General features: G+C 45.9%; 26 protein-coding genes. 5 read left to right on the top strand and 21 right to left on the bottom strand.

Going from position 1 to position 22890, the window contains the following annotated elements:
* Positions 1–11 precede the first annotated feature (11 nt).
* Genes FYJ66_RS01265 through FYJ66_RS01255 form a run of 3 tightly spaced genes read right to left on the bottom strand, consistent with a single transcriptional unit; the run spans position 12 to position 1455 of the window.
* On the bottom strand, positions 12–383 hold the full coding sequence (locus FYJ66_RS01265; protein WP_154571709.1) for a (2Fe-2S) ferredoxin domain-containing protein: 372 nt from the start codon (positions 381–383) through the stop codon (positions 12–14).
* On the bottom strand, positions 383–955 hold the full coding sequence (locus FYJ66_RS01260) for an ATP-binding protein (RefSeq protein WP_154571708.1): 573 nt from the start codon (positions 953–955) through the stop codon (positions 383–385). Before FYJ66_RS01260 ends, FYJ66_RS01265 begins: the two co-directional genes overlap by 1 nt.
* A gap of 11 nt (positions 956–966) precedes the next feature.
* Positions 967–1455 carry an NADH-quinone oxidoreductase subunit NuoE family protein gene (locus FYJ66_RS01255; protein WP_154571707.1) on the bottom strand — a complete coding sequence of 163 codons (489 nt, stop codon included), beginning with the start codon at positions 1453–1455 and terminating at the stop codon, positions 967–969.
* 270 nt (positions 1456–1725) lie between these two features.
* Between FYJ66_RS01255 and FYJ66_RS01250 the strand changes: the two genes are divergently transcribed.
* From FYJ66_RS01250 to FYJ66_RS01235, 4 genes are all read left to right on the top strand, one after another.
* Positions 1726–2079 carry a DRTGG domain-containing protein gene (locus FYJ66_RS01250; RefSeq protein ID WP_154571706.1) on the top strand — a complete coding sequence of 118 codons (354 nt, stop codon included), beginning with the start codon at positions 1726–1728 and terminating at the stop codon, positions 2077–2079.
* Positions 2072–2506 (top strand): ATP-binding protein, encoded by a 435-nt coding sequence (locus FYJ66_RS01245; RefSeq protein WP_154571705.1) that lies wholly within the window; start codon positions 2072–2074, stop codon positions 2504–2506. The genes FYJ66_RS01250 and FYJ66_RS01245 overlap by 8 nt, the downstream gene beginning before the upstream one ends.
* A 173-nt stretch (positions 2507–2679) precedes the next feature.
* On the top strand, positions 2680–3009 hold the full coding sequence (locus FYJ66_RS01240; protein ID WP_154571704.1) for a hypothetical protein: 330 nt from the start codon (positions 2680–2682) through the stop codon (positions 3007–3009).
* Positions 3006–3728, top strand: a complete 723-nt coding sequence (locus FYJ66_RS01235; RefSeq protein ID WP_154571703.1) for a PHP domain-containing protein — start codon at positions 3006–3008, stop codon at positions 3726–3728. The genes FYJ66_RS01240 and FYJ66_RS01235 overlap by 4 nt, the downstream gene beginning before the upstream one ends.
* 68 nt (positions 3729–3796) lie before the next feature.
* Here the strand turns inward: FYJ66_RS01235 and FYJ66_RS01230 are convergent, their stop codons facing one another.
* The 12 genes from FYJ66_RS01230 to FYJ66_RS01175 form a co-directional block, all read right to left on the bottom strand.
* Positions 3797–4852: a S66 family peptidase gene (locus tag FYJ66_RS01230; protein ID WP_154571702.1), complete on the bottom strand. Its 1056-nt coding sequence runs from the start codon at positions 4850–4852 to the stop codon at positions 3797–3799.
* A 41-nt stretch (positions 4853–4893) separates the two neighbouring features.
* Positions 4894–5787: a YitT family protein gene (locus FYJ66_RS01225; protein ID WP_154571701.1), complete on the bottom strand. Its 894-nt coding sequence runs from the start codon at positions 5785–5787 to the stop codon at positions 4894–4896.
* 210 nt (positions 5788–5997) lie between these two features.
* Complete coding sequence (gene ppdK / locus FYJ66_RS01220) at positions 5998–8619, bottom strand: pyruvate, phosphate dikinase (RefSeq protein ID WP_154571700.1); 2622 nt, start codon at positions 8617–8619, stop codon at positions 5998–6000.
* Between the two features lie 16 nt (positions 8620–8635).
* A complete protein-coding gene (locus FYJ66_RS01215) occupies positions 8636–10063 on the bottom strand; it encodes a glycine--tRNA ligase (protein ID WP_154571699.1) in 1428 nt (475 codons plus the stop codon).
* 91 nt (positions 10064–10154) lie between these two features.
* Positions 10155–10982 (bottom strand): DUF4342 domain-containing protein, encoded by an 828-nt coding sequence (locus tag FYJ66_RS01210; RefSeq protein WP_154571698.1) that lies wholly within the window; start codon positions 10980–10982, stop codon positions 10155–10157.
* A gap of 25 nt (positions 10983–11007) precedes the next feature.
* Entirely contained in the window at positions 11008–11820 is an 813-nt protein-coding gene (gene recO / locus FYJ66_RS01205; protein ID WP_154571697.1) for a DNA repair protein RecO, read from the bottom strand.
* A gap of 1 nt (position 11821) precedes the next feature.
* Complete coding sequence (era, locus tag FYJ66_RS01200; protein WP_154571696.1) at positions 11822–12721, bottom strand: GTPase Era; 900 nt, start codon at positions 12719–12721, stop codon at positions 11822–11824.
* A gap of 36 nt (positions 12722–12757) precedes the next feature.
* Positions 12758–13738 (bottom strand): rRNA maturation RNase YbeY, encoded by a 981-nt coding sequence (gene ybeY / locus FYJ66_RS09445; protein WP_154571695.1) that lies wholly within the window; start codon positions 13736–13738, stop codon positions 12758–12760.
* 104 nt (positions 13739–13842) lie between these two features.
* A complete protein-coding gene (locus FYJ66_RS01190) occupies positions 13843–14808 on the bottom strand; it encodes a PhoH family protein (protein ID WP_154571694.1) in 966 nt (321 codons plus the stop codon).
* A gap of 135 nt (positions 14809–14943) precedes the next feature.
* Positions 14944–15399 (bottom strand): GatB/YqeY domain-containing protein, encoded by a 456-nt coding sequence (locus FYJ66_RS01185; RefSeq protein WP_154571693.1) that lies wholly within the window; start codon positions 15397–15399, stop codon positions 14944–14946.
* A 20-nt stretch (positions 15400–15419) separates the two neighbouring features.
* On the bottom strand, positions 15420–15599 hold the full coding sequence (rpsU, locus tag FYJ66_RS01180) for a 30S ribosomal protein S21 (RefSeq protein ID WP_077391048.1): 180 nt from the start codon (positions 15597–15599) through the stop codon (positions 15420–15422).
* A gap of 128 nt (positions 15600–15727) precedes the next feature.
* Positions 15728–17248, bottom strand: coding sequence for an NAD(P)H-hydrate dehydratase (locus tag FYJ66_RS01175; RefSeq protein WP_206156942.1), 1521 nt, complete (start codon positions 17246–17248; stop codon positions 15728–15730).
* Positions 17249–17480: 232 nt separating this feature from the next.
* On the opposite strand from FYJ66_RS01175, the gene FYJ66_RS01170 reads away from it, so the two are divergent.
* Complete coding sequence (locus FYJ66_RS01170; protein ID WP_154571691.1) at positions 17481–18359, top strand: N-acetylmuramoyl-L-alanine amidase family protein; 879 nt, start codon at positions 17481–17483, stop codon at positions 18357–18359.
* 140 nt (positions 18360–18499) lie between these two features.
* Here FYJ66_RS01170 and FYJ66_RS01165 read toward each other — a convergent pair whose 3' ends face one another.
* From FYJ66_RS01165 to FYJ66_RS01140, 6 genes are read right to left on the bottom strand one after another with little or no spacing between them, the layout of a single operon-like run.
* On the bottom strand, positions 18500–18934 hold the full coding sequence (locus FYJ66_RS01165) for an aspartate carbamoyltransferase regulatory subunit (protein WP_154571690.1): 435 nt from the start codon (positions 18932–18934) through the stop codon (positions 18500–18502).
* On the bottom strand, positions 18935–19858 hold the full coding sequence (gene pyrB, locus FYJ66_RS01160; RefSeq protein WP_154571689.1) for an aspartate carbamoyltransferase: 924 nt from the start codon (positions 19856–19858) through the stop codon (positions 18935–18937).
* A complete protein-coding gene (pyrE, locus tag FYJ66_RS01155; protein WP_465250552.1) occupies positions 19840–20466 on the bottom strand; it encodes an orotate phosphoribosyltransferase in 627 nt (208 codons plus the stop codon). The genes pyrB and pyrE overlap by 19 nt, the downstream gene beginning before the upstream one ends.
* Positions 20467–20483: 17 nt before the next feature.
* Positions 20484–21197, bottom strand: coding sequence for an orotidine-5'-phosphate decarboxylase (pyrF, locus tag FYJ66_RS01150; protein ID WP_154571688.1), 714 nt, complete (start codon positions 21195–21197; stop codon positions 20484–20486).
* Positions 21198–22109, bottom strand: a complete 912-nt coding sequence (locus tag FYJ66_RS01145) for a dihydroorotate dehydrogenase (protein ID WP_154571687.1) — start codon at positions 22107–22109, stop codon at positions 21198–21200. It abuts the gene before it with no gap.
* Between the two features lie 38 nt (positions 22110–22147).
* A complete protein-coding gene (locus FYJ66_RS01140) occupies positions 22148–22888 on the bottom strand; it encodes a dihydroorotate dehydrogenase electron transfer subunit (RefSeq protein ID WP_154571686.1) in 741 nt (246 codons plus the stop codon).
* Positions 22889–22890: the final 2 nt, after the last annotated feature.

The following is a 22890-nucleotide window of genomic DNA, read 5'->3' as shown; positions in this document are numbered from 1 at the left end:
CTTACGACCTCCTAAATATCAACATCGCTCAGGGTGTACTGGCTGATTGGTTTTCCACCTACGATATGCTTCTCCACAACCTCGTCCGCCTTGTCCGCAGTCATGCGCACATATGTTACTTTATTTTTTCCAGGCTCGAAAACCTCGACGATAGGCTCATATTCGCACATTCCGATACATCCGGTCTGCTCAACAACCACGTTCTTGAGTCCCTTCTCATTTACATCTTTAACCAGCTCATTCAGTACAGGTCTGGCTCCGGCTGCAATTCCGCATGTAGCCATTCCAACAACAATCTTTGTAGTGTCGTCATCCTCCGAGCGCAGCCCTATCTGTCCCTGCATGCTCTCACGGATAGCCTTCAGCTCTGCCAATGATTTCATTATCTTTCCTCCATTATTTCTCCCTTGTCGACAGCTTCCTGGTTCTCGTCAAGGAAGGATCTTATGAATGCCGATACCCGAGGCTCACTGAAAGGAACGCCTTCCAGAATTTCTCTCAACTCTCTGGTATCCAGCTGGAAACTTCTTTCATCCACTTCATAGGTATACACAAAATCCACTTTTTTCTCTTCTGAGGTGGTGATCAGCATCAAAATGCTGGAATTTATATCACCCAGGGGCATGCAGTCAATATGGTCTGTATGGAACAGCGCATCCACTACAGTACCCTTTCCCTCTTCTGACCGTATATTAAAGGTTCCGCCAGTGCATTCGGCTTCCTGCTTGAGGAATGGCACTCCCAGGCCAACCCTGCGGGTAGTTCTGGAGGTAAAAAAAGGATCTTCAACTTTCGAAAGCTGCTGGGGGTTCATTCCTGAACCATTGTCTGCTATCGTCAGCCTCAGGGTCTTTTTCTGATCATCAATTCTGACTGTGATCTGAATCAGAGAAGCGCCTGCCCTTATTGAATTCCTGGCAATATCTATTACGTTAAGTGAAATTTCGGTTAACATACCAGAAATCCTTATTTATATTTCTCGATAATGTCGTGGACCTTGTCTGGTGTGGCTTTACCGTAAACGTCTCCATTTACAATGAAAACAGGTGCAAGTCCGCAGGCTCCCACGCAGCGACAGGTATCTAAAGAGAACTTACCATCACTTGTGCACTGACCGTCCTTTATGCCCAGCTCTTTTTCCAGAGCATCAAGCACATCTGCAGCACCCTTTACATAGCAGGCAGTACCAAGGCATACAGAAACCTCATTTTCACCCTTAGGTGACATGGTAAACTGCGCATAGAAAGAAGCGACGCCATAAACCTTCTCGATTGGAATTCCCGTGCCATCTGAAATCATCTTCTGGACTTCATATGGCAGATAACCGTAGATATCCTGGGCCTTCTGCATGATAGGCATAAGCGAGCCCTTCTCATCCTTATGGGCTTCGATAACCTTCTGGAGCTTAACTTCCTGCTCACGAGTGCCCTTGAAAGGAACTGTTGAAACTTTCATGGGTTCATACCTCCTTAACTGATAGTCACTTTTGTACATAATTATACTGTCGTGCACGATGCATTTCAATACAGGAAGGTCGTTTAATACCTGTCAAACGAGGGGTGTAATGGACTTCTACTCCTTGCAATTGCAGTATTGTTAAAAGAATATTTATACGTTTTCTCCCCAGAATTTCAACTTTGATTGCACCTTTAACTTTGATCCATACCATGATAAAATAATCACGCAGGAATAATTTTTTTTGGATTTATTAACAGGGAGGCCTGTATGACTTTGAGGGAAATCCAGCAACTTCTGGATGGTCGCATTCTGACAAAAACTAAAAATCTGGACGTTGAGCTGAACAGTGCATTTTCATCGGATATGATGAGTCACGTTCTGGCATATGCCAATGACAAATCCATACTCATCACAGCTCTCTATAATCCACAGGTTTTGAGAACAGCCGATCTCATGGGTATCACCTGTGTAATTTTCATTGGAAAGAACAAACCAGAACCTGAAATAATTGCTCTTGCCAATTCTCTGGGCATAACCATACTGCAGTCTCCATATTCTATGTATGTTACCTGTGGTCTCCTCTTTTCAAACGGACTGGAAGGAACGAGTCAGGATGTGTAATCACGATCAATGTATACATCTCACATATCAGGTATCGGGAGATGATTTCACCCGGGCCGGGGAAGCCAGCAGCAGCTTCAAGAAGAAGCTCAAGGACCTTGGTGTCAGCAGAGACAGTATCCGCAGGGTGTCAATAGCTATGTATGAGGGTGAGATTAATATGGTCATCCATGCAGAGGGCGGCGTCATAGATGCGTATATCTGCTCTGACCATGTGGATCTTATTCTGGTTGACAAAGGTCCTGGAATTCCCGATATACCTCTGGCAATGCAGATGGGTTACAGCACTGCCCCTGCTCAGATTCAGGCTCTGGGCTTCGGTGCCGGAATGGGACTTCCGAACATGAAGAACAATTCTGATGAAATGAACATTGAAAGTGAAGTTGGTGTCGGAACCACTGTAAAGATGCGGATTAACATCGAGTAAAGACCTGATAAACAGTTGAAAGAGATTCAGTGGAAATGAAATAAGTATTGCGGCGGGCCTTCAATTATTGTGAAAGCCCGTTTTTGTGTGTGCAAAATCCTCCTAAAGCTAATATAATATCAGAAGGTGTATTGATGAAAATACAATGAAGCCTGATCTTCGGGAGGATGTACATGAATGTTCATGGACTTATTGAGAAGCTTGATTTTGAGATAATCAACGAAGGCAGCAATATTGACGAAGAAGTTACTTCTGTGGAATGCTGCGATCTGCTGAGCGTTGCAATGGGAAACCTTCCTTCCGGCTGTGCCTGGGTGACAGTGATGTCAAATATTAACACCCTTGCCGTCGCCTCTCTTACCGACGCAGCCTGCGTAGTCCTGGCCCTGGATACTCAGGTTACACCAGAATTTACAGAAAAAGCAATGGCAACAGGTATTACCGTGCTCAGAAGCCACGACAGTATTTTCAAAACTGCTCTCTGGATACATGAATCTCTATGAAAAGAATTACCTATGACCTTCATATTCACTCATGTCTGTCACCATGCGGAAGCGATGACAGCACACCTGCCAACATTGTAGGAATGGCAATTGTAGCTGGTCTTGACGCAATTGCAATCACTGACCACAACAGCTGCCTTAATGTTTCTGCGGCTATGGAGCTGGGAGAGGCATACGGTGTTACCGTAATTCCCGGAATGGAACTTACCACTTCTGAGGAAGTTCATGTCCTCTGCTACTTTAAGGAATTGGAAAAAGCAATGGCCTTCAGCCGCTACGTTTCCGAAAACACTCCAGCCATTCAGAACAAACCGGAATTCTTCGGCCACCAGCTTGTAGTGGATTCTGACGACAATGTAATCAGAGAAGAAGATCAGCTGCTCACAGTAGCCAGCAATATTTCATTTGACTACGTGCAGCGCATACTCAATGATTATGATGGACTGATGGTTCCAGCCCACATAAACAAAGCTACTACAAGTCTGCTCAGCAACCTTGGAATGCTTCCTGAGAATCCTGATTTTACTGCAGTTGAGATACAGACGACGGACAAGATTCCAGAACTGACCGAAAACTATCCATATCTGCAGAAATGTCACATCCTGACCAGTTCCGATGCCCACTATCTTAAGGACATTCAGAATCCGGTTCACGTTCTCCACGCAGAAGAAAATACAGCTGAAAGCATTGTAGACGCCCTCAGCTGTTGCATTCAGTAATAATATTAATTTCGAATAATTTCGGTACAAACGGCAGAATCACCTTATCTGCCGTTTATTTTGCAGATCTAGTCCAGAACCATCTCCAGACTTCCTCTTCCATCCTCCACTGTAACGGTGGCATGTGCTCCATTGATCATTGTGAAGCAAGGTTTCACGTGTCCCAGATCTGCGTTGAAAACCACAGGTACTGACAGGTGCTGACTGAGCTCCATCAGGTAATCATCATCAGAGGACATGCCCGGGAACATTACTCTTCCGATTATTATTGCTGCAGCATTCCTCAGATATCCGCAGTACTCCATTTGTGTAAGGAACCTTAGCAGTGATGGCCCGTCCATTGCGAAATCATCCAGGTACCAGATAATCTGCTCATCCCGGTATCTCTCGAGAAATTCTTTTGTTCCATCGAAAGGCGTTCCTATCAGATTTAAAATACAGTCACTGCATCCGCCAATCAGTCTGCCTGTTACAGAAAACTCTTCATCTGATTCGGTGAGAAGATCTGAACCTGCCGGTATAACAGTTTTTCCAGCCATTGACAGGCTATTTTTTCCCGGTCTCAGCAACCTCCATCTGACCGGAGAATCCAGTATAACTTCATCCGAATCAAAGGATCTTGAGCCCTGATACATCTCAAATGAATTTTGTTTTATGAGTTCCCCCTTCAGAATCCTCACTGCGTTTTCCTGAAAGGGATGAACTGGTTCCCAGTCAAAGGTTCCTGCATTAAACCCATACATGGTGGCAATATCAAGTTTTGTGGTAACGTAATAAAGAATATTTGTAGGATCGCTGGCTCCTGTTATCCACTTTGGGTTTTCAGCTAAAAGCTTCTCATCTATATACGGCAGCATCTCATTATTGTATTCTCCCCCTGAAGCTGAAATCACAGCCTTAACGCTTTTGTCAGCAACGAGCTGATTAAACTCACTTCCTCTTACATGAGCTCTGGCTGAGCGGATATCATCCTGTCTGACGCTGTTAGTCTCAATGATGTGAAAACCTTTTTTCCTGAGAAAAGAAATGGATCTGTCAAAAGATTCCAGTTTTCTGCCAACTCCGGCGCTTGGTGCGCATATTCCTATGGTGTCACCTTCACCAGGAAAATCCGGGTAAATCATCTGTTTCTCCTTATCAGTTGTATCATCCTGGCGCCCTAAGGTCAGGCCAGGTGCTTCTTGAAGTTTCCTACTACAGTCTCACCTTCGTCTACAGTCATGAAAGCATGGGGATCGATATTCTCAACGATTTCTTTCAGATGTGGAATCTCATACTTGGTTACCGCAACCATGAGAATCTGAATATCATCGCCGGTAAAGCTTCCTGTTCCCGTCCATTCAGTGACACCGCGGCCCATCTCTTTGTTTATTGACTCCGCAATGCCATTTTTCTTGGTAACTATAATTGCCTTGGCGTTAATGTTCTGTGTATGCATCCTGTCCATAAAGGTTGACCGGATGGTAGTGTATATAAATGAATATATTGCTATCTGGACGTTAAAAAGGAACAGACAGGTGAGATAAACGAAGGCATTGAACAGTATGTTGACGGTGCCCACACTGAGATTTGGGTGGGTCTTGGCCATGCAGACGCCTATGATGTCCGTGCCTCCGGTAGAGCTGCCTCCCCTGAGAATCATTCCCGAACCTACTCCGCCGATAACACCGGCAATAACGCAAGCAGACAGATAGTCATCAAACACTGGTTTTACAGGTACAGGGACTATTGTCAGGCACAGGGAGGAAATTCCTATGGAAAGAAGTGACTTTAAAGAAAATTTGATTCCAACGCTCTTGTAAGCATAGTAAAAAAGCGGGCAGTTCATCAGAAAATAGATTATTCCCGTGATGTCGAAGTTTGCCGGGAGATTGATTCCCAGTCCATTTGCAAGTCCATATCTGAAAAGCTGCGCCGTGCCGAGAAACCCTCCGTTATACAGGTTCATCGGGGTAATGAGAATATTGATGCTTATAGCATAAATAATATTTCCTGCAATGATCCAGATAAGGTTGGCAAGAGTCTTGAACTCTTCTTCGAATTTGTATAATCGACCCATTGTTATTTCCTGTTCAATTCACATGAATCAGCTTTCAGCAATAGATTCTAACACATCACAACAATGCATAACCAAAGTATACTCGCATTATTGTATACAATTTATTTTTTGTAAAAAATAACAGGAGATCCTGTAGGATCTCCTGTTAAAGTCATTATTTTCCAGGGTATGCGGCCGCTTCCGGTTCTTAATTCCCCGTTGTTCGTAAGACTACTTGTTTCTGACAGCAGCCTGTGCAGCAGCAAGTCTTGCGATTGGAACTCTGAATGGTGAGCAGGATACGTAGTTAAGTCCTGTTCTGTGGCAGAAATCAATAGTTGCAGGATCTCCGCCGTGCTCTCCGCAGATTCCCAGGTGAATGTCAGGACGTGTCTTCTTTCCACCCTCTACAGCCATCTTTACCAGCTTGCCCAGTCCGTGCTGATCGAAGCTCTGGAAAGGGTCATTCTCAAGAACACCTTTTGCGATGTACTCCTTAATGATCTTTCCAGTATCGTCTCTGGAGAATCCGAATCCCATCTGAGTCAGATCGTTTGTTCCGAATGAGAAGAACTGTGCATCTTCAGCGATTTCATCAGCAATAAGTGTTGCTCTAGGAATCTCGATCATGGTACCAACCAGGTACTCAAGTCTCTCTCCTGCTTCCTGGAAGCACTTCTCGGCAGTTTCATCAATAACCTTCTTAACACACTTCAGCTCGTTAGCAATTCCAACCAGCGGAACCATGATCTCAGGCTTGATGTTGTATCCTGTTTCCTTCTTTACTTCCAGTGCAGCGCCGATAATGGCCTCTGTCTGCATCTCAGCAATTTCAGGATATGTAACTGCCAGTCTGCATCCTCTGTGACCAAGCATCGGGTTGAACTCGTGAAGCTCGATAGTCTTGTTTACAATCCTCTCATAAGGAATGTTGAACTGCTCTGAAAGCTGTCTCATCTCTGCTTCTGTGTGAGGCAGGAACTCATGGAGAGGTGGATCCAGCAGTCTGATTGTTACTGGTTTCTCACCCATTACCTTGTAGAGTCCCTTGAAGTCAGCCTTCTGATATGGCAGCAGACCAGCAAGTGCTTCTCTTCTTTCTTCCTCAGTATCAGCAAGGATCATTCTTCTGATCTTAGGAATTCTCTCTTCTTCGAAGAACATGTGCTCTGTTCTGCAGAGGCCGATTCCCTCGGCTCCGAACTCTGCAGCCTGCTTTGCATCTCTTGGATTATCTGCGTTAGTTCTTACTCCCAGTGTTCTGATCTCATCAGCCCATTTCATGATGGTGCCGAAATCACCTGAAAGCTCTGGAGCTACTGTCTTGATGGATCCGATGTAAACGCTTCCGTCAGATCCGTTGATGGAAATGTTCTCACCTTCTCCATACTTTACTCCGGCAATCTCCATTGTCTTCTCAGCTGCATTTACAGTGATGGCGTTACATCCTGTAACACAGCACTTGCCCATTCCTCTGGCAACAACTGCGGCATGGGATGTCATTCCGCCTCTGGCAGTGAGAATACCCTGTGCAGCAACCATTCCTGCAAGGTCTTCCGGTGAAGTCTCTTCTCTTACCAGGATTACTTTCTTTCCTTCCTGAGCAGCTGCTTCAGCATCATCTGCATTGAATCTGATCTCACCTTCTGCTGCTCCAGGGGAAGCCGCAAGGCCCTTAGCTACAGGCTCAAACTTCTTCAGCTCTTCTTCATCAAATGCCGGGTGAAGCAGCTGATTGATCTGGTCTGGCTCAATCCTCATGATGGCGGTCTCTTTGTCGATAACGCCTTCGTTTACCATATCTACTGCAATCTTTACAGCTGCAGCTGCTGTTCTCTTTCCTGTTCTTGTCTGAAGCATGAACAGCTTGTTATCCTCAACGGTGAACTCCATGTCCTGCATGTCGAGATAATGGTTTTCCAGAATTCTTGCAATGTCCTCAAACTTTGCATAAACCTCTGGGAAAGCTTCCTTCATCTGGTTAATAGGCTGAGGAGTTCTGATTCCTGCAACAACATCCTCGCCCTGAGCGTTAACCAGGAACTCACCGAAGATTCTGTTCTCTCCGTTAACAGGGCTTCTTGTGAAAGCTACACCTGTACCAGAAGTCTCGCCCATGTTTCCGAATACCATCAGCTGAACGTTTACAGCTGTTCCAAGAGAAGAAGGAATATCATTCAGCTGTCTGTACAGAATCGCTCTGTCATTGTTCCAGGATCTGAATACGGCTTTAACAGCCTCCATCAGCTGATCCTTTGGCTCCTGTGGGAAGTCTCTTCCCAGCTCATCCTTTACTACCTTCTTGTATCCTTCAATGATTTTCTTCAGATCTTCAGTAGTAAGGTCAACATCGAACTCAGCGCCAACAGCTTTTTTCTGTCCGTCGAACACTTCATCGAACTTGGATTTGCTTATCTCCATTACTACATCGCCGAACATCTGGATGAATCTTCTGTAGCTGTCGTAAGCAAATCTCTCATTACCTGTACGTGCAGCAAGGCCCTTTACAGCATCATCATTAAGTCCCAGGTTCAGGATAGTGTCCATCATGCCAGGCATGGAAACAGGTGCTCCTGATCTTACTGATACCAGCAGAGGATTCTCTGTGCTTCCGAACTTCTTGCCGGACACCTGCTCCAGCTCTGCCAGGTGCTCATAAATCTCCTGGATCATTCCGTCGCTCAGCTGTCCGCCATTATCGTTGTAATACTTGCAGGCATCTGTAGTTACTGTGAAACCGAATGGAACGGGAAGACCGATCTTGGTCATTTCCGCAAGGCCGGCACCTTTGCCGCCCAGAAGGCTTCTCATATCTTTGGAGCCCTCGTTGAAAGAGTAAACAAATTTTTCCATGTTTCCTTCTCCTTGATTAGAAAATCAGCTTTTCTTCAATATATTCCCTAACGTCAGCAAGAGGCAGACGAACCTGCTCCATCGTGTCTCTGTGACGAATAGTGACTGTGTTGTCCTCCGGTGTCTGGAAGTCTACGCAGATGCAAAAAGGAGTTCCTATTTCGTCTTCTCTCCTGTATCTCTTGCCAATAGATCCGGATGTATCGTAATCAGTGCTGAAATACTGACTGATCTCTTCGTATACCTTGAAAGACTCCTCCTTCAGCTTGTTTGAAAGAGGAAGAACTGCAACCTTGTATGGTGCAAGAGCAGGGTGAAGTTTCATTACTACCCTTGTATCCTCCTTGCCCTTTGCATCTGTCACTGTCTCTTCGTGGTATGCGTCCAGCAGGAATGCCAGCGCTACTCTGTCAGCACCGAGAGATGGCTCAATGCAATACGGAATATACTTCTCATTGGTTTCAGGATCCATGTAGGACATATCCGCCCCTGAATGATCCATGTGGCTCCTAAGGTCATAATCTGTTCTATCTGCAATTCCCCAGAGCTCACCCCAACCAAATGGGAAGCGGTATTCCAGATCAGATACAGCCTTGGCGTAATGTGCCAGTTCTGCCTTTTCATGATCTCTTATTCTGATGTTATCCATGTTCATTCCAAGAGACTTGAGGAAGTTAACTGCATAGTCTTTCCAGAATCCGAACCACTCAAGATCTGTGCCCGGCTTGCAGAAAAACTCCAGCTCCATCTGCTCAAACTCTCTTGTCCTGAAGGTGAAGTTGCCAGGGGTAATTTCGTTTCTGAAGGACTTTCCTATCTGACCTATTCCGAATGGAATTTTTTTCCTTGCGGATCTCTGGACATTCTTGAAGTTTACGAAAATACCCTGGGCAGTCTCAGGCCTCAGATATATTTCTGCTGAAGAATCTTCTGTAACGCCCTGGAAAGTCTTAAACATTAGGTTGAATCTTCTGATTGGAGTGAAGTTGTGCTTTCCGCAGTCAGGGCACGGAATATTGTGCTCATCAATGTAAGCGGAAAGTTCCTGGTTGCTCATTCCCTCGCAGACTACTGGCTCAAGACCATTTGCCTCCACGAACTCCTCGATGAGCTTGTCAGCCCTGAATCTGGATTTACATTCCTTGCAGTCAACCAGCGGATCAGAGAAGTTTCCCACATGTCCGGAGGCTACCCATGTTTCAGGATTCATCAGAATTGCAGCATCAAGTCCCACGTTGTATGGACTCTGCTGAATGAACTTTTTCCACCAGGCTTTCTTGATATTGTTCTTGAACTCCACACCTAAAGGACCGTAATCCCATGTGTTGGCAAGACCGCCGTAAATCTCTGAACCTTGGAAGATATATCCTCTTCCCTTGCAGAGAGCGATCAACTTATTCATGTCAATAGTGTTCTGGTTTTCCTGGTTATTATTATCTGCCATAAAAAATATATCCTTTTTGCAATATTTACTCAGGCTTATCATAAACCTGATTTCAGCGTCCCGGACCTGCCGGGACGCCACACGTCAACAATTAGTTATCTGAACCGGAAATCTCCTGTTCAACTTCATCGAGAACCTGGCTGACCTCATCAGAAACGGGCTCTTCTTCCTGTGATGCTTCATCGCATGCGTGCATTACAGGCTCCTCACTTGCTTCATCACAGGCATGGTCGTTATCTCTCACCTTGTTAAAGAGTTCTTCTCCCTTTGCCTTAATAGAGCCCAGATTATCCTTAAGATCCACATCCTTGAATCTTCCAATGGCATCTTCACTCTTCTCTCTGATGTCGCTGTAAACGTCAGTTTCCTTAATCTTGTTCAGAGCATCTTCCCCTTTTCCCTTCAGGTTGGAATAAATATCTGAATCTTTCAGCTTACCCAGCTGATCGTCGGCCATCGTCTTGTACTCCTGGCCTTTAGCTTTGGCCTTTCCGTATCCTTCGACTACCTTGCCGTTTACATCTGTTGTCTCGCCCTTATCGTTAACGAACTCAATTCTGCAATTAAATCCAACTGCAGCAATAAGACCGAAAATAACTCCCCACGGTGCAATAACTGCACCAAGAATACTTACTGTGAGAGGGAAGTTAAGAAGCACTTCGTCTCCCTTCTTCACAACGATTCTGGACATGTTGCCCTTGCTGGCAGTTTCCTTGATCTTCTCAAAGAGTTCGTTATCCTTGAAGCTTCCCTTTCCAGATGTCTTAGGCTCCTCAGTATCGTAATCTGCCGATTCTTCAATATCAATAATGGCATCAACAACACTGCCGCCGGCAGCTTCCAGGGCCTCCTTAGCCTCTCTATAAGTAACCCCTGTCCTGTCCTTGACAAGCTCGATTTTCTCCAGTGTGATTTCCATGGTTACACCTCCTGCAATAATGCTGTCATTTCAGAGCTTCCTCATCAAGAATATCTATGCTGAGGTAATAGTTCAAATATGACGAAATGATATGTCTGATCCGGTCTCTGTATTCCGGTCTCAGACTGATTTTGGAAAAGGTCTGGAACGGCCTTTTTGCAAAATACTGCATCACCCCAACTATATCAAAATCAACGGTGAAAAGCAATTCACGGGCCTTCGGCACAGCCTTTTTTCTTCTAACTGAACCGGCCGGATAACCCTTCTGCCTCTCTGCACTCTCCACCTCCATCTGGAAGCAGTTTTTGCACAGAATTCCCCCCGCTTCAATAGAAAAGAAATGGGGCGGCTCCGGCTCCACCTCTTTGCCGCAGTTGGCACAGCACTTCAGCTCTGGCATGATTCCAAGAATGGGCAGGGTCTTTACAATAAAAGCATAAAGCATCATATTGCAGTCACCTGAAGCTGTTTCAAGGGCTTCAAAGAATTCCATAGTAAGATCGAACAGTGCCGGCTGAGGCTGCTCCTCCAGAAGGATCTTCTCCAGGTATTCAAGGGCTCTTGATCCTGCCATGAAACGGTCCAGATTCTCACCAATAGAGAAAAAACTTCTCTTTACCGACGCATTGTTTATATTGTAATAACCCCGGTTCTTGAATATCTCATACTCGGCAAAGGTAAAGGGCCTGAGAGCCAGGGCGGACCTGTTCTTCCCCCGTTCGTTCATTGCCGTTCCCGCCTGAATTCTTCCGTATCTTCTGGAAAAAATAGTTATCATCCTGCGGTTGCCTGCGATTTTGTGCTGCTTCAGGACGATGCCTTCTGTACTTATCAGCATTCTATTCGTCCTTATATCCCAGGCTTCTGATCATTCTGTCTGAATCACGCCAATTCTCTCTGACCTTAACCCAGAGCTGCAGATACACCTTGGTTCCCAGCAGATCCTGGATTTCCAGCCGGGCGCTTTTCCCAACGCCTTTCAGCTTTCTTCCGCCTTTTCCTATGATAATGCTCTTGTGTGATTTTTTCTCACAGTATATCACCGCGCTGATATCCGTAATATCTTTTTCCTCTTTAAAGGATTCTATTTCTACGAAAACTCCGTGAGGCACCTCATCATCCAGGTAGGTCAGGAGCTTCTCACGGATTATCTCGCTGACGAGAAATCTCTCCGGATCGTTTGTAACCATATCTTCAGGGAAGAACATCGGCCCCTCTGGCATAAAGCCCTTGAGACATTCAAGGAGTTCTTTGACCCCGGTTCCCTTAAGAGCTGATACTCCGTAAACATCCTGGAACAGGCCTGTCTCCATGTATTTGTTATAAAGATTCAGGTATTCCTCTGGCTTCATGAGATCCATCTTGTTTATGGCCAGGATTCTTGGAACGTCTGTCTCTTTCAGCATGTCCAGAATATACTTGTCCCCGTTGGAAAACTCCCTGCTTCCGTCTGCAATCAGAAGAATCACGTCAACTCCCTTAAAGGTATTTACAGCCGTCTCGTTAATTGCATCCCCTAATTTGTTTCTCGATTTATGAATTCCCGGAGTATCCAGGAAAACCATCTGAAGCCCCTCTCCTCCGTCGGCCTCAAGGTCTGTGTATATTCCGGTTATTCTGTTTCTGGTAGTCTGGGGTTTAGCCGATGTTATGGCTATTTTCTCCCCGAGAATTCTATTCAAAAACGTTGACTTGCCTACATTTGGCCTTCCTGCTATGCCTATGAATCCTGATTTCATCTTGTACCGTCTTTCTATGTTGTTATGTTTTCGTTTCTATTTATCACCACCATCTTCATGGGTGGAATTGTTTTTCACTGTATGCAGAGGAGCCAGAGCAAAAGAGTCAGGAAGCAGCTGATTTAGTGCTCTGACCTTTATGTGATCTTCTCCATCTCCTGTAACTACTGCCATGTCCCTGGAAAATTCAGACAGGAACTGGCGGCATATTCCGCAAGGCTCTGCAGTTCCTTTTTCAGATGCTACAGCAATTGCTGCAAACTCCCTCTCTCCCTCAGACACTGCCTTGACTGCTGCCGTTCTCTCCGCACAAACAGCACATCCGTAGGATGAATTTTCCACATTGACGCCGGTGAAGATCTTTCCTGATGTGGTCATGAGGGCTGCTCCTACCCTGAAGCCGGAGTAAGGAGCATATGCTTTTCCAATAGACTCAGATGCCCTTCTGTAAAGGCCTCTGTAATCCACCGGGGTTTTCAGCTCCTGGGGAAGACCTATTCCTGTCATAATCTGTTCCTCGTGACGGCGCATGATCTTTCGCTCTCCATCATCCATGTGATCATATCCAAGTAAGTGGAGCATGCTGTGAACAAACAGATATGCCAGTTCTCTCTCCCAGCTGTGTTCATATTCTTTGGCCTGTTCCTCAACTCTGGTCCAGCAGATTACCACGTCTCCAAGGAGGACATCCATTCTGCCGATTTCCGAGTCCTCTTCTCCTTCGGCACTTTGAAGTGCCTGTATTATGTCATACTTATCTTCGTATTGAGGGAAGGAAAGCACATCTGTAACGGAATCAACGCCTCTCATATCCCTGTTGATTTCCTGGATTTCCTCAGCCGACACGAGTGTGACACTTACCTCTACCGGAATTTCCCAGGCTTCTGCCGGTTTCATGTCGTCGCAGCTCAGTATTGGTGACAGTTCATCTCTCAGCACCTTGTCTGCTGCAGTGTTAAGAAGGTCTTTCATTTCACTGGTCAGATGACCGTGATCGTCTGAATAAATGATGTTCATTTCTTTCGCCTTTCCTGATTAACTTACTGTCATAAACTGACCGGGAACAAATTGAATTCAGCTTTATGGTTGCTTTACAGTTGCCTGATAGTATGGCGGTTTCCCTACCTCTTGTCCTCAAATTCATTGTATGCCCTGATAATAGCCTTTACCAGAGGATGTCTGACCACGTCAACCTCAGACATCTGGCAGAACTCTATGCCTTCAATACCTCTGAGCACCTTTCTGGCTTCGAGGAGGCCAGAGCCCTTGCCTTTTGGAAGGTCTATCTGTGTCACATCTCCTGTGATGACCACCTTAGAGTTGAAGCCCATTCGGGTAAGGAACATCTTCATCTGTTCCCTTGTGGTATTCTGGGCTTCGTCAAGAATAATAAAGGAGTTATCAAGGGTGCGGCCTCTCATGTAGGCAAGGGGAACCACTTCCACAGTTCCCTTTTCCTTGAGCCTTGAAGCTGTTTCCCTGCCGAGAATTTCAAACAGTGCATCGTAAAGGGGCCTGAGATACGGGTCCACCTTTTCCTGAAGATCTCCCGGGAGAAATCCAAGACTTTCACCTGCTTCTATTGCTGGTCTTGCCAGTATTATTCTTTCGACCTCTTTATTCTTCAAGGCTGTAACAGCCATTGCGCATGCCAGATATGTTTTCCCCGTCCCGGCAGGACCTACTCCGAACACCATGTCGTTCTTCCTGATCATGTCAACATAAATGCTCTGTCCCTTCGTCTTCGGTCTCAGTGGTTTTCCCTGACAGGTATAGCATATTATCTGGCTGTTAGAAGGAATAATCTCGTTCTTGTTTCCACCCTTCTCCATATCCATTATGTAGTCAAGTCTCTGACTGTCCAGTCTGGGATTGTGGCGCAGAGACTCTATCATGGAGTTCAGAATCTCCTCTGCTTCACGGCAGTTCTCCCCGCGAATAATAAGGTCTTCATCTCTGGCAATGATAGTAGTGCCAGTGGCCTTCTCAACTTTTCTGATATTGGAATCCATGGTTCCAAAAAGTTCTCTTCTGTCTGACTCCTGATCCAGGTGGAGTCTGATGACCGTCTTGTCTTCTTCCTTCATTTTCACCTCTGAATAGTTTTCTTCAGTGTTGATTATAACCTCTGAGCAGATGCAGAACAACTTAACATCCCAATATATATTAAAAGACAGGGCCTTCGCCCTGCCTTCTCAAGTCTGTTTATTACGGATCACTTATTACTTTCCTGACAGATACTCTTTCACTACCTTGGAAACTGCAGATCCATCTGCCTTGCCCTTAAGCTTGGCCATGGTTGTCTTCATCAATGTTCCCATGCTCTTCATGTTTCTGTCTATTCCAGCTTCTTCTGCAATCTTCTCTACAGCCTCCCTGATCTTGTCCTCAGACATCTCCTCAGGAAGATATCTCTTGAGAACCTCAATCTCCTTGTTGTAGCTTTCGAGCAGATCCTTCCGTCCTGCCTTCTCAAAGTCAGCAAGAGCATCGGTACGCATCTTCAGCTGTTTCTTGATTATTGGAATGATGTCCGCATCATCCTCCAGTTTAACCTGCTGGTCAATTTCATGCTGCTTGATGGCAGCTCTAACCAGATTAACGGTTTCCTTAGTGGATGTATCCCGGGCCTTCATAGCCTCTTTGTAATCCTCTAAAAGCTTTTCCTTAAGACTCAATTTCATCAACTCCTTGGGAATTAATACTTCCTGGCCTTCTTTCTGGCTGCTTCAGACTTCTTCTTGCGCTTTACGCTTGGCTTCTCGTAGTGCTCTCTCTTTCTGAGCTCAGCCATAACGCCATCTCTTGCGCAGCTTCTCTTGAATCTCTTCAGAGCGCTCTCTAAGCTTTCGTTCTCTCTAACAACGACCTGTGCCATATCGCATTTCACCTCCTGTCATATATAGAGTGATGCTTGGAACTTACGCCCATAACATTCGGTATTATATCATCTGTATATTCTTATTACAAGATATTAATTCTCAGGGGCAAAATTCACCTGATCTTTTAGAAAATATTGTCCGCAATATCTCCTGCCATCATCTTTCTCTCGCCGTTTTTTGTTCTGGCAAATCTTTCTGCTGCTCTTCCGTGAAGCATTACGCCGTACAGCAAACTGGTATTCAGGCTGTTACCCTGAGCGGCCAGGGAGGCAACTGTTCCGGTTAGCACATCTCCAGATCCTGCAGTAGCCAGTCCAGAGTTTCCAATGGTATTGATATAGAGCTGCTGGCCATCTCCGTCAATAAGTGAAACAATTGAAACATCGTTCTTCGCCACCATGCTCACCCCGTACTTCTGGGAAAATCTTTTTACAAAGCCGATTATATTCTTCTCTACTACCCCGATGTCCTCTCCGCAGAGTCTGGCAAGTTCTCCAATATGAGGTGTTATTACGCACTGGCACCTGCGCTTCCTGAAGGATTTTGAATTCCTGGAAATCAAATTCAGAGCTCCTGCATCAATAACTGCCGGTGTGGAATTGCTGAACACCACATCCAGAATCTGGCGGCCATATTGATTTTCTGCCAGCCCCGGCCCTACAACAGCTACTCCTATTTCCTTAAGGAATTTTTCAGCCATCTCCTGGGCTTCCTCAGACCTGTAAGGGATTACCACAGCCTCAGGAATGGAAATATTGAAGTATCCCATGAATTTCCTTGGGCAAAGGATCTTCACCAGCCCGCATCCTGCTCTATAGGCAGCCCTGGCCGCAAGCATGCTTGCCCCCATCATGCTGCCCTGGCCTACCAGAATTCCTACTGTACCAAAGGTACCTTTGTGAGATTTCTCCAGTCTCGGCACCAGAGCTCTGTCCGCATTCTGGCTGAAGTACTTGTTATCACAGACAATCAGCTTATCCTCAACCAGATCGTACCCAGATGACGCAAGGCCTATATCCGCTACAGTCACCTTGCCGCAGCAGGCCCTTCCATCACCCATGAGCATGCCGATCTTATAGCTTCCAAAGGTCACAGTCTCATCAGCCATGAAAAGTGCATCCATATTCTGTCCTGTGGTTGCGTTCAATCCTGACGGAATGTCTATTGCAATCTTATAAGCCTTGCGGCTGTTAATATATTCTATAAACCTTATGTAATTGAACCCCAGCCTTCTGTCCAGACCAGTTCCGAACAGGCCGTCAACAATAACGTCATAAGAGGCCTCCAGAGCATCTGCATCTCTTTCATCCCCTTCAAGGCCGCCGATAAAGGCATCAGGAAATGTTTTTGTAAAAATATTCATCTGCCTGAGGAACTCTTCTGAGGTCCTGTCAGGGTTTCCCGCAAAGTAAAGTACCGTATGGTAACCGAGATGGGTCAGCCACCTGGCCACACAAACAGCATCTCCCCCGTTATTCCCAGATCCGCAGAGTACAAGTATCCTGGTTTTTCTTTCAGGGAAGCGGCTGCAGATAAGGTCCACTACTGCTTTTGAAGCATTTTCCATGAGGACCGGCGACGGAACTCCAAGACTCATAGTATGTTTATCTATAAAACGCATGCCCTTTGCAGTTAAAGCGTACATATTTTCCACCTCTTTATCTGAATGCATAAAAATACATAATGATTTTACCACCGAATCCCCGGGGTTACAATCTCAAGCCTGCAGACAAAGACCTCCCATGATTCACATAGGTTTACATAGGTTTTTATTTGGGGTAACATATCACAGTATGATTTTATTGTTTCAGGCGGTTCCCAGCAGCGACGGTCTCAGGTCGCAACTGACAGCAGCCAGTTGAAAACAGGTAAACGAATTGCACTACACTGACGAAGAAATAATCGAAATACTGATAGCACAGAAGAAAGCCAAGCTGCGCAAAGAGCGGAGACGTAAACGGCGGAACAACCTGATCATGCTGTCAATTGTTCTTGTCCTGTTTATGGTCCTCATGGGCATACTCATAAAGGTTACAATTAACTATGTTTCCGAAAACAGAGAAAAGGCCAGAGCACAAGCAGCGGCTGAGCAAAGCGCAGAGGATGAGAGCAAAGCAGTAAAAAACGGTGGCGTCATCTTCATAGATCCAGGCCACGGCGGAAGCGATCCGGGAGCGGAAACCAGCAAGCGCCAGGAAAAGAAAGATACTCTGAAGATTGCCAGGCTGCTGAAGGAAGATCTGGAAAAGAAGGGATACAAGGTCTACATGAGCCGCTCCACTGATACAGACGTGGACAGGCAGACCCGGGGAAAGATGGCCAACAATAAGAACGCCGATCTGTTCGTTTCAATCCACAGAAACACCGGTGATGCAGGCTCTGAAACTGCAGCTACTGCTTCAGGGACTGAGGTCTGGATAAAAGCATCTAATCAGAACAAGAGCAGACTTCTTGGATCCATGCTTCTTAATGAACTGGATAAATCTGATACCATCGGAGCCCGCCAGGTTAAAGCAGGAACTCTGACTGACAGAAACGACGACTACTACGAGAACTCAGTTCCTTCAATGCCATCCTGCCTCATAGAGCTGGGATTCATGACAAACAAAAAGGATAATGAAGCCATTGACAAAAAAGCTGACCGTGTGGCTGCCGCCATGGCATCAGGAATTGATAAAACCTATAAAGCCATAAAGACAGACAAGGTAAACAGCTACAGCAAGTTAATGGATAAATACAGACCTGATGATGAGTAAACAAAAGCTCCCTTCCAGGCTGCAAAGGGCCATGCCCATGCAAGTCAGGAAGAGAGCTTTTTTATTATTCAAACATAGGGGCAATCTCAGATTGAATGCCTGCACTTACCGGTCATTGAGGAAAACAAATTTCCCGTCCTTTAGAGATAGAGGTGTTTGTCGCTGGCAAGGGCATCACAGTAAATGCACCTGTAAAGTCTTTTTTCAGGATCCACCAGGCGGAACTTCTGAGGCAGCTCTGCCTCAATAGTTGTGATACATCTTGGATTCTTGCAGTGAAGCACGTCAACAAGGGTTTCCGGAAGGGATACATGAGTTTTCTTCTCGAGTTTCCCGTCTTTTACGATATTGACCGTAATGTTAGGATCTACAAAACCTATAGCATCGAAATCCAGGTCAATAATCTGATCAATCTTGATTATATCCTTGCGGCCATACTTCTCGCTTTTTACATTCTGAATAACTGCAACGCTGCAGTTCAGCTTCTCTAATCCCAGAAGCCTGTAAATTATCATGGATCTTCCTGCATTGATATGATCAAGTACAATTCCGGTGCTCACACCATCTATGTTCATCTAGTCCTCCTTCCATCCCAGCAACGTAAGTATCAGGGCTTTACGTACATCTTTTCCGTTTCTTACCTGCTTGAAATATACGGCCCTCGGGTCATCATCCACATCTATTTCAATTTCATTCACTCTAGGAAGCGGATGCATCACAATCATATCCTGGGAAGCAGCAGACAGCTTCTCCTCGTCAAGAATATATATGTTCTTCAGCCTTATGTAATCTTCTTCGTTGAAAAATCTTTCTTTCTGAACCCTTGTCATGTAAAGCACATCCAGTTCCGGAAGTGCATCTTCCATGCTTCTGATTTCATGGAATTTGACTCCGGCAGCTTTCATCTGGTCTCTTACATAGTCTGGAAGCACCAGCTCTTCTGGTGAAATAAGCCAGTATTCAACATTTTCATATCTGAGAAGGGCTTCAATAAGAGAATGAACAGTACGGCCGAACTTCAAATCTCCGCAGAATCCTATCTTAATGGAGTCCAGTCTTCCCTTCTCCCGCCTGATAGTAAGCAGGTCTGTCAAAGTCTGTGTAGGATGGTGGTGGCCGCCGTCTCCAGCATTAACCACCGGAATGTCACAGCTCCTGGCAGCTACGTATGCAGCACCTTCCTTAGGGTGTCTTACTGCAATAATATCTGAGAAGCAGGAAATAACCTTCATTGTGTCGTGAACCGTTTCTCCCTTTGAAACAGATGTGGATTTTGCATCGGAAAAGCCTATTACGTTTCCTCCCAGTTCATACATTGCCGCCTCAAAGCTGAGCCTGGTTCTGGTTGAAGGCTCATAGAAAAGCGTTGCCAGTTTTTTGTGGGCACAGGCATCCTGGTATGCAGCCGGATCAGCTGTGATTCTGTCTGCCAGATCCAGTATTTCATCGATTTCCTGCACTGAAAGATCTGTAATACTGATCAGATCTCTTTTAGCCATCTGATTATCTCCTCTCCCTCTCCTGTTTTGATATAGTTTTCCTTCTCTGCCTCGTCAATCAGCGTTCCGATAGTACAGAGGCTTCTGTGGTCAACATCTGCATCCTTGAAGTTTTTCTCAGCCTTGTTTGTGCTGTAAGTAAAAATGCTGACTATGCCAAGCACATCTGCCCCGGCCTCTCTTAGAGCGTTAACTGCTTCTATGGAAGATCCCCCTGTTGAGAAAAGGTCCTCAATGACAACCACCTTGTCTCCCTTGTTAAGAGCTCCTTCAATCCTGTTGTTTCTGCCGTGGGACTTTGAGCTGCTTCTCACATATCCCATTGGCATTCCAAGAATATGGGCGGCAATTGCTGCATGAGCTATTCCTGCAGTTGCTGTTCCCATAAGCTTCTCACATTCCGGATAAAACTCTTTGATAGTCTCAGCCATTTCCTTTTCCACCAGATCCCTTACATCAGGAGCTGTGAGAACCAGTCTGTTATCACAGTAGATAGGGCTTTTGATTCCGCTGGCCCAGGTAAAAGGCTCATCTGGCCTGAGGAATACTGCTTTAATCTTCAGAAGTCCTCTGGCTATTTCTCTTTCCTTCATTTCATCTCTTGCCACAACGCATCCTCCATTTCTTATCTGCACCGTCTGTAAGCTTCAGACGGATCATCAGCTTTCGTTATGCTCCTTCCGATCACCATGTAATCGCTTCCGTAGTTCCTGGCATCTTCAGGAGTCGTCACTCTTTTCTGGTCTCCCTTTGAGTCTCCCGGCAGTCTTATTCCGGGAGTTACGGTCAGGAAGTCAGCTCCTGCAACACCGTGTATCATCTGGGCTTCAAGAGGAGAACAAACTACTCCGTCCAGTCCTGCTGCCTTAGCGTTTCTGGCGTATTCTGCAACAGCACTTTCAACTCTTCCCGGAATCAGGATTTCTTTGTTCATAGTTTCCTGATCTGTTGATGTGAGCTGGGTCACTGCAATGATATAAGGTCTTTTTCCACTTCTTCCAGAAGCCTTCCATCCCTCTTCAAGGCCCCTGACTGCAGCCTCCATCATCTTAATGCCTCCGGCAGCGTGAACATTGACCATATCCACTCCAAAACCGGCCAGCACCTTCATAGCATTGCCGACTGTGTTTGGAATGTCGTGTAATTTCAAGTCAAGGAAAACCGAATAACCTCTCTTCTTTACCTCTCTCACAATGTCCGGCCCTTCGCTGTAGAACAGCTCCATTCCTATTTTTACAAAAGGCTTGTCATCACCTGTGTCCAGGTTGTCCAGGAAACCCAGGGCCTCTTCTGCCCCGGGAAAGTCAAGGGCAATCATAATATCATTATACTCTCTCATCTAAATCACTCCTCTTATCTCATCCAGACTTGAAATTCCCAGTTCTTCCATTCGCTGAGGCAGCTTCTGTATGATTTCCGGGCACGCCCACGGGTCAATGAGATTAGCTGTTCCCACCTGAACTGCCGATGCACCCGCCATGACCATTTCCAGCACATCATCGGCCTTGGATATTCCGCCTATTCCGATTACAGGAATGTTCACTGCATGGTATACCTCGTTTACCATTCTAAGAGCAATAGGCTTAATTGCCGGTCCTGATAATCCCGCATACTTAACAGCAGTGACAGGCTTTCTGGCCTTGAGATCAATTTTCAGCGCCCTGAAATTGTTAATCAGGCTGATTCCATCTGCCCCTCCTGCTTCACAGGCCCTTGCTATCTCTGTAATATCTGTAACATTTGGTGTAAGTTTTACGAACACAGGAAGAGAGGTGTTCTTCTTTACTTCTTCCGTGATCTTTCTGCTCATTTCCGGGTCAGAACCGAAGGCTGATCCCCCTTCTTTTACATTAGGACAGCTTATGTTAACTTCTATAGCTGCAACCTGCTCCTGTCCATCTACGGCCGCTGCCAGTCTGCCGAATTCCTCCGGTGAAAAACCGCTGATGTTTGAGATAATCGGTCCGTAGTAACATTCTCTCAGATGAGGCAGATCTTCGTTTATGTAGTGTTTGATTCCCGGGTTCTGGAGGCCTATGGAGTTCATCATTCCCTGGCTGCATTCTGCTATCCTTGGAAGAGGGTTTCCATATCTGGGCTCCTCAGTGACGCTTTTTGTCACTATTGCCCCCAGAAGGCTCAGGTCATATACCTCTTTATACTCCTGTCCATATCCGAAAGTACCGCTGGCAGGCATAACAGGATTTCGCAGATCAATTCCTGCCAGGCTGACGCCTATATTGCATTTCATATATGATTCCTTTCATTTTCACAAACTGTTGATTACCGTCAGTCACTGATCAGATTGTCCCACTTCAGGATGTTCTTGGAAAATACCGGTCCTTCCTTGCATACTCTCATGGAGCCTTCTTCTGTATTTATGGAACATCCCATGCAGGCTCCAAATCCGCAGCCCATTCTGGCCTCCAGGCTGAACAGCCCCTGGTCTGTCTTAGGGGCCAGCGCCTTCAGCATCGGCAGAGGTCCGCAGGCACATGCAAAATCAGCATGATCAAAGGCATCTGTTACGAACCCCTTTTTTCCTGCGCTTCCGTCAGCAGTCATTACTGTTACGTCTTCTGCCAGGTCTCTGAACTGATCCAGAAGGAATATCTCTTTCTCGCTGTTGTAGCCCAGAATTACCTTGCACTTCTTTCCGTTCATTATCAACGCCCGGACAAGGCCCAGCATCGGAGGAATTCCGATTCCTCCGCCGATAATATACGCACCATCAGGTATTCTTTTTACGTCATAGCCGTTTCCCAGACCAGTGAGTGCGTCCACCTTCTGGCCTGCCTCCAGGGTGCTCATTATTCTGGTCCCTTCTCCTGCAACTCTGTAAACCAGAGTATACCGGTCCCCGTCGTAGCGGCAGACAGAAATTGGCCTTCTGAGGAATTTGCCCGGCACCTGAACCATGGCGAACTGCCCTGGATTGCTGAATTTACTGCCTTCTGTTTCAAGCATCATGCAGAATATGCCAGGAGCTATTTCCTTGTTGCTGTAAATGGTGCTGATTGTTTTCTGCATAT

The sequence above is a fragment of the Allobaileyella intestinalis genome (genome assembly GCF_009695865.1).
Taxonomy (GTDB): Bacteria; Bacillota; Clostridia; order Peptostreptococcales; family Anaerovoracaceae; genus Allobaileyella; species Allobaileyella intestinalis.
This window is presented reverse-complemented; position numbering and strand designations above follow the sequence as displayed.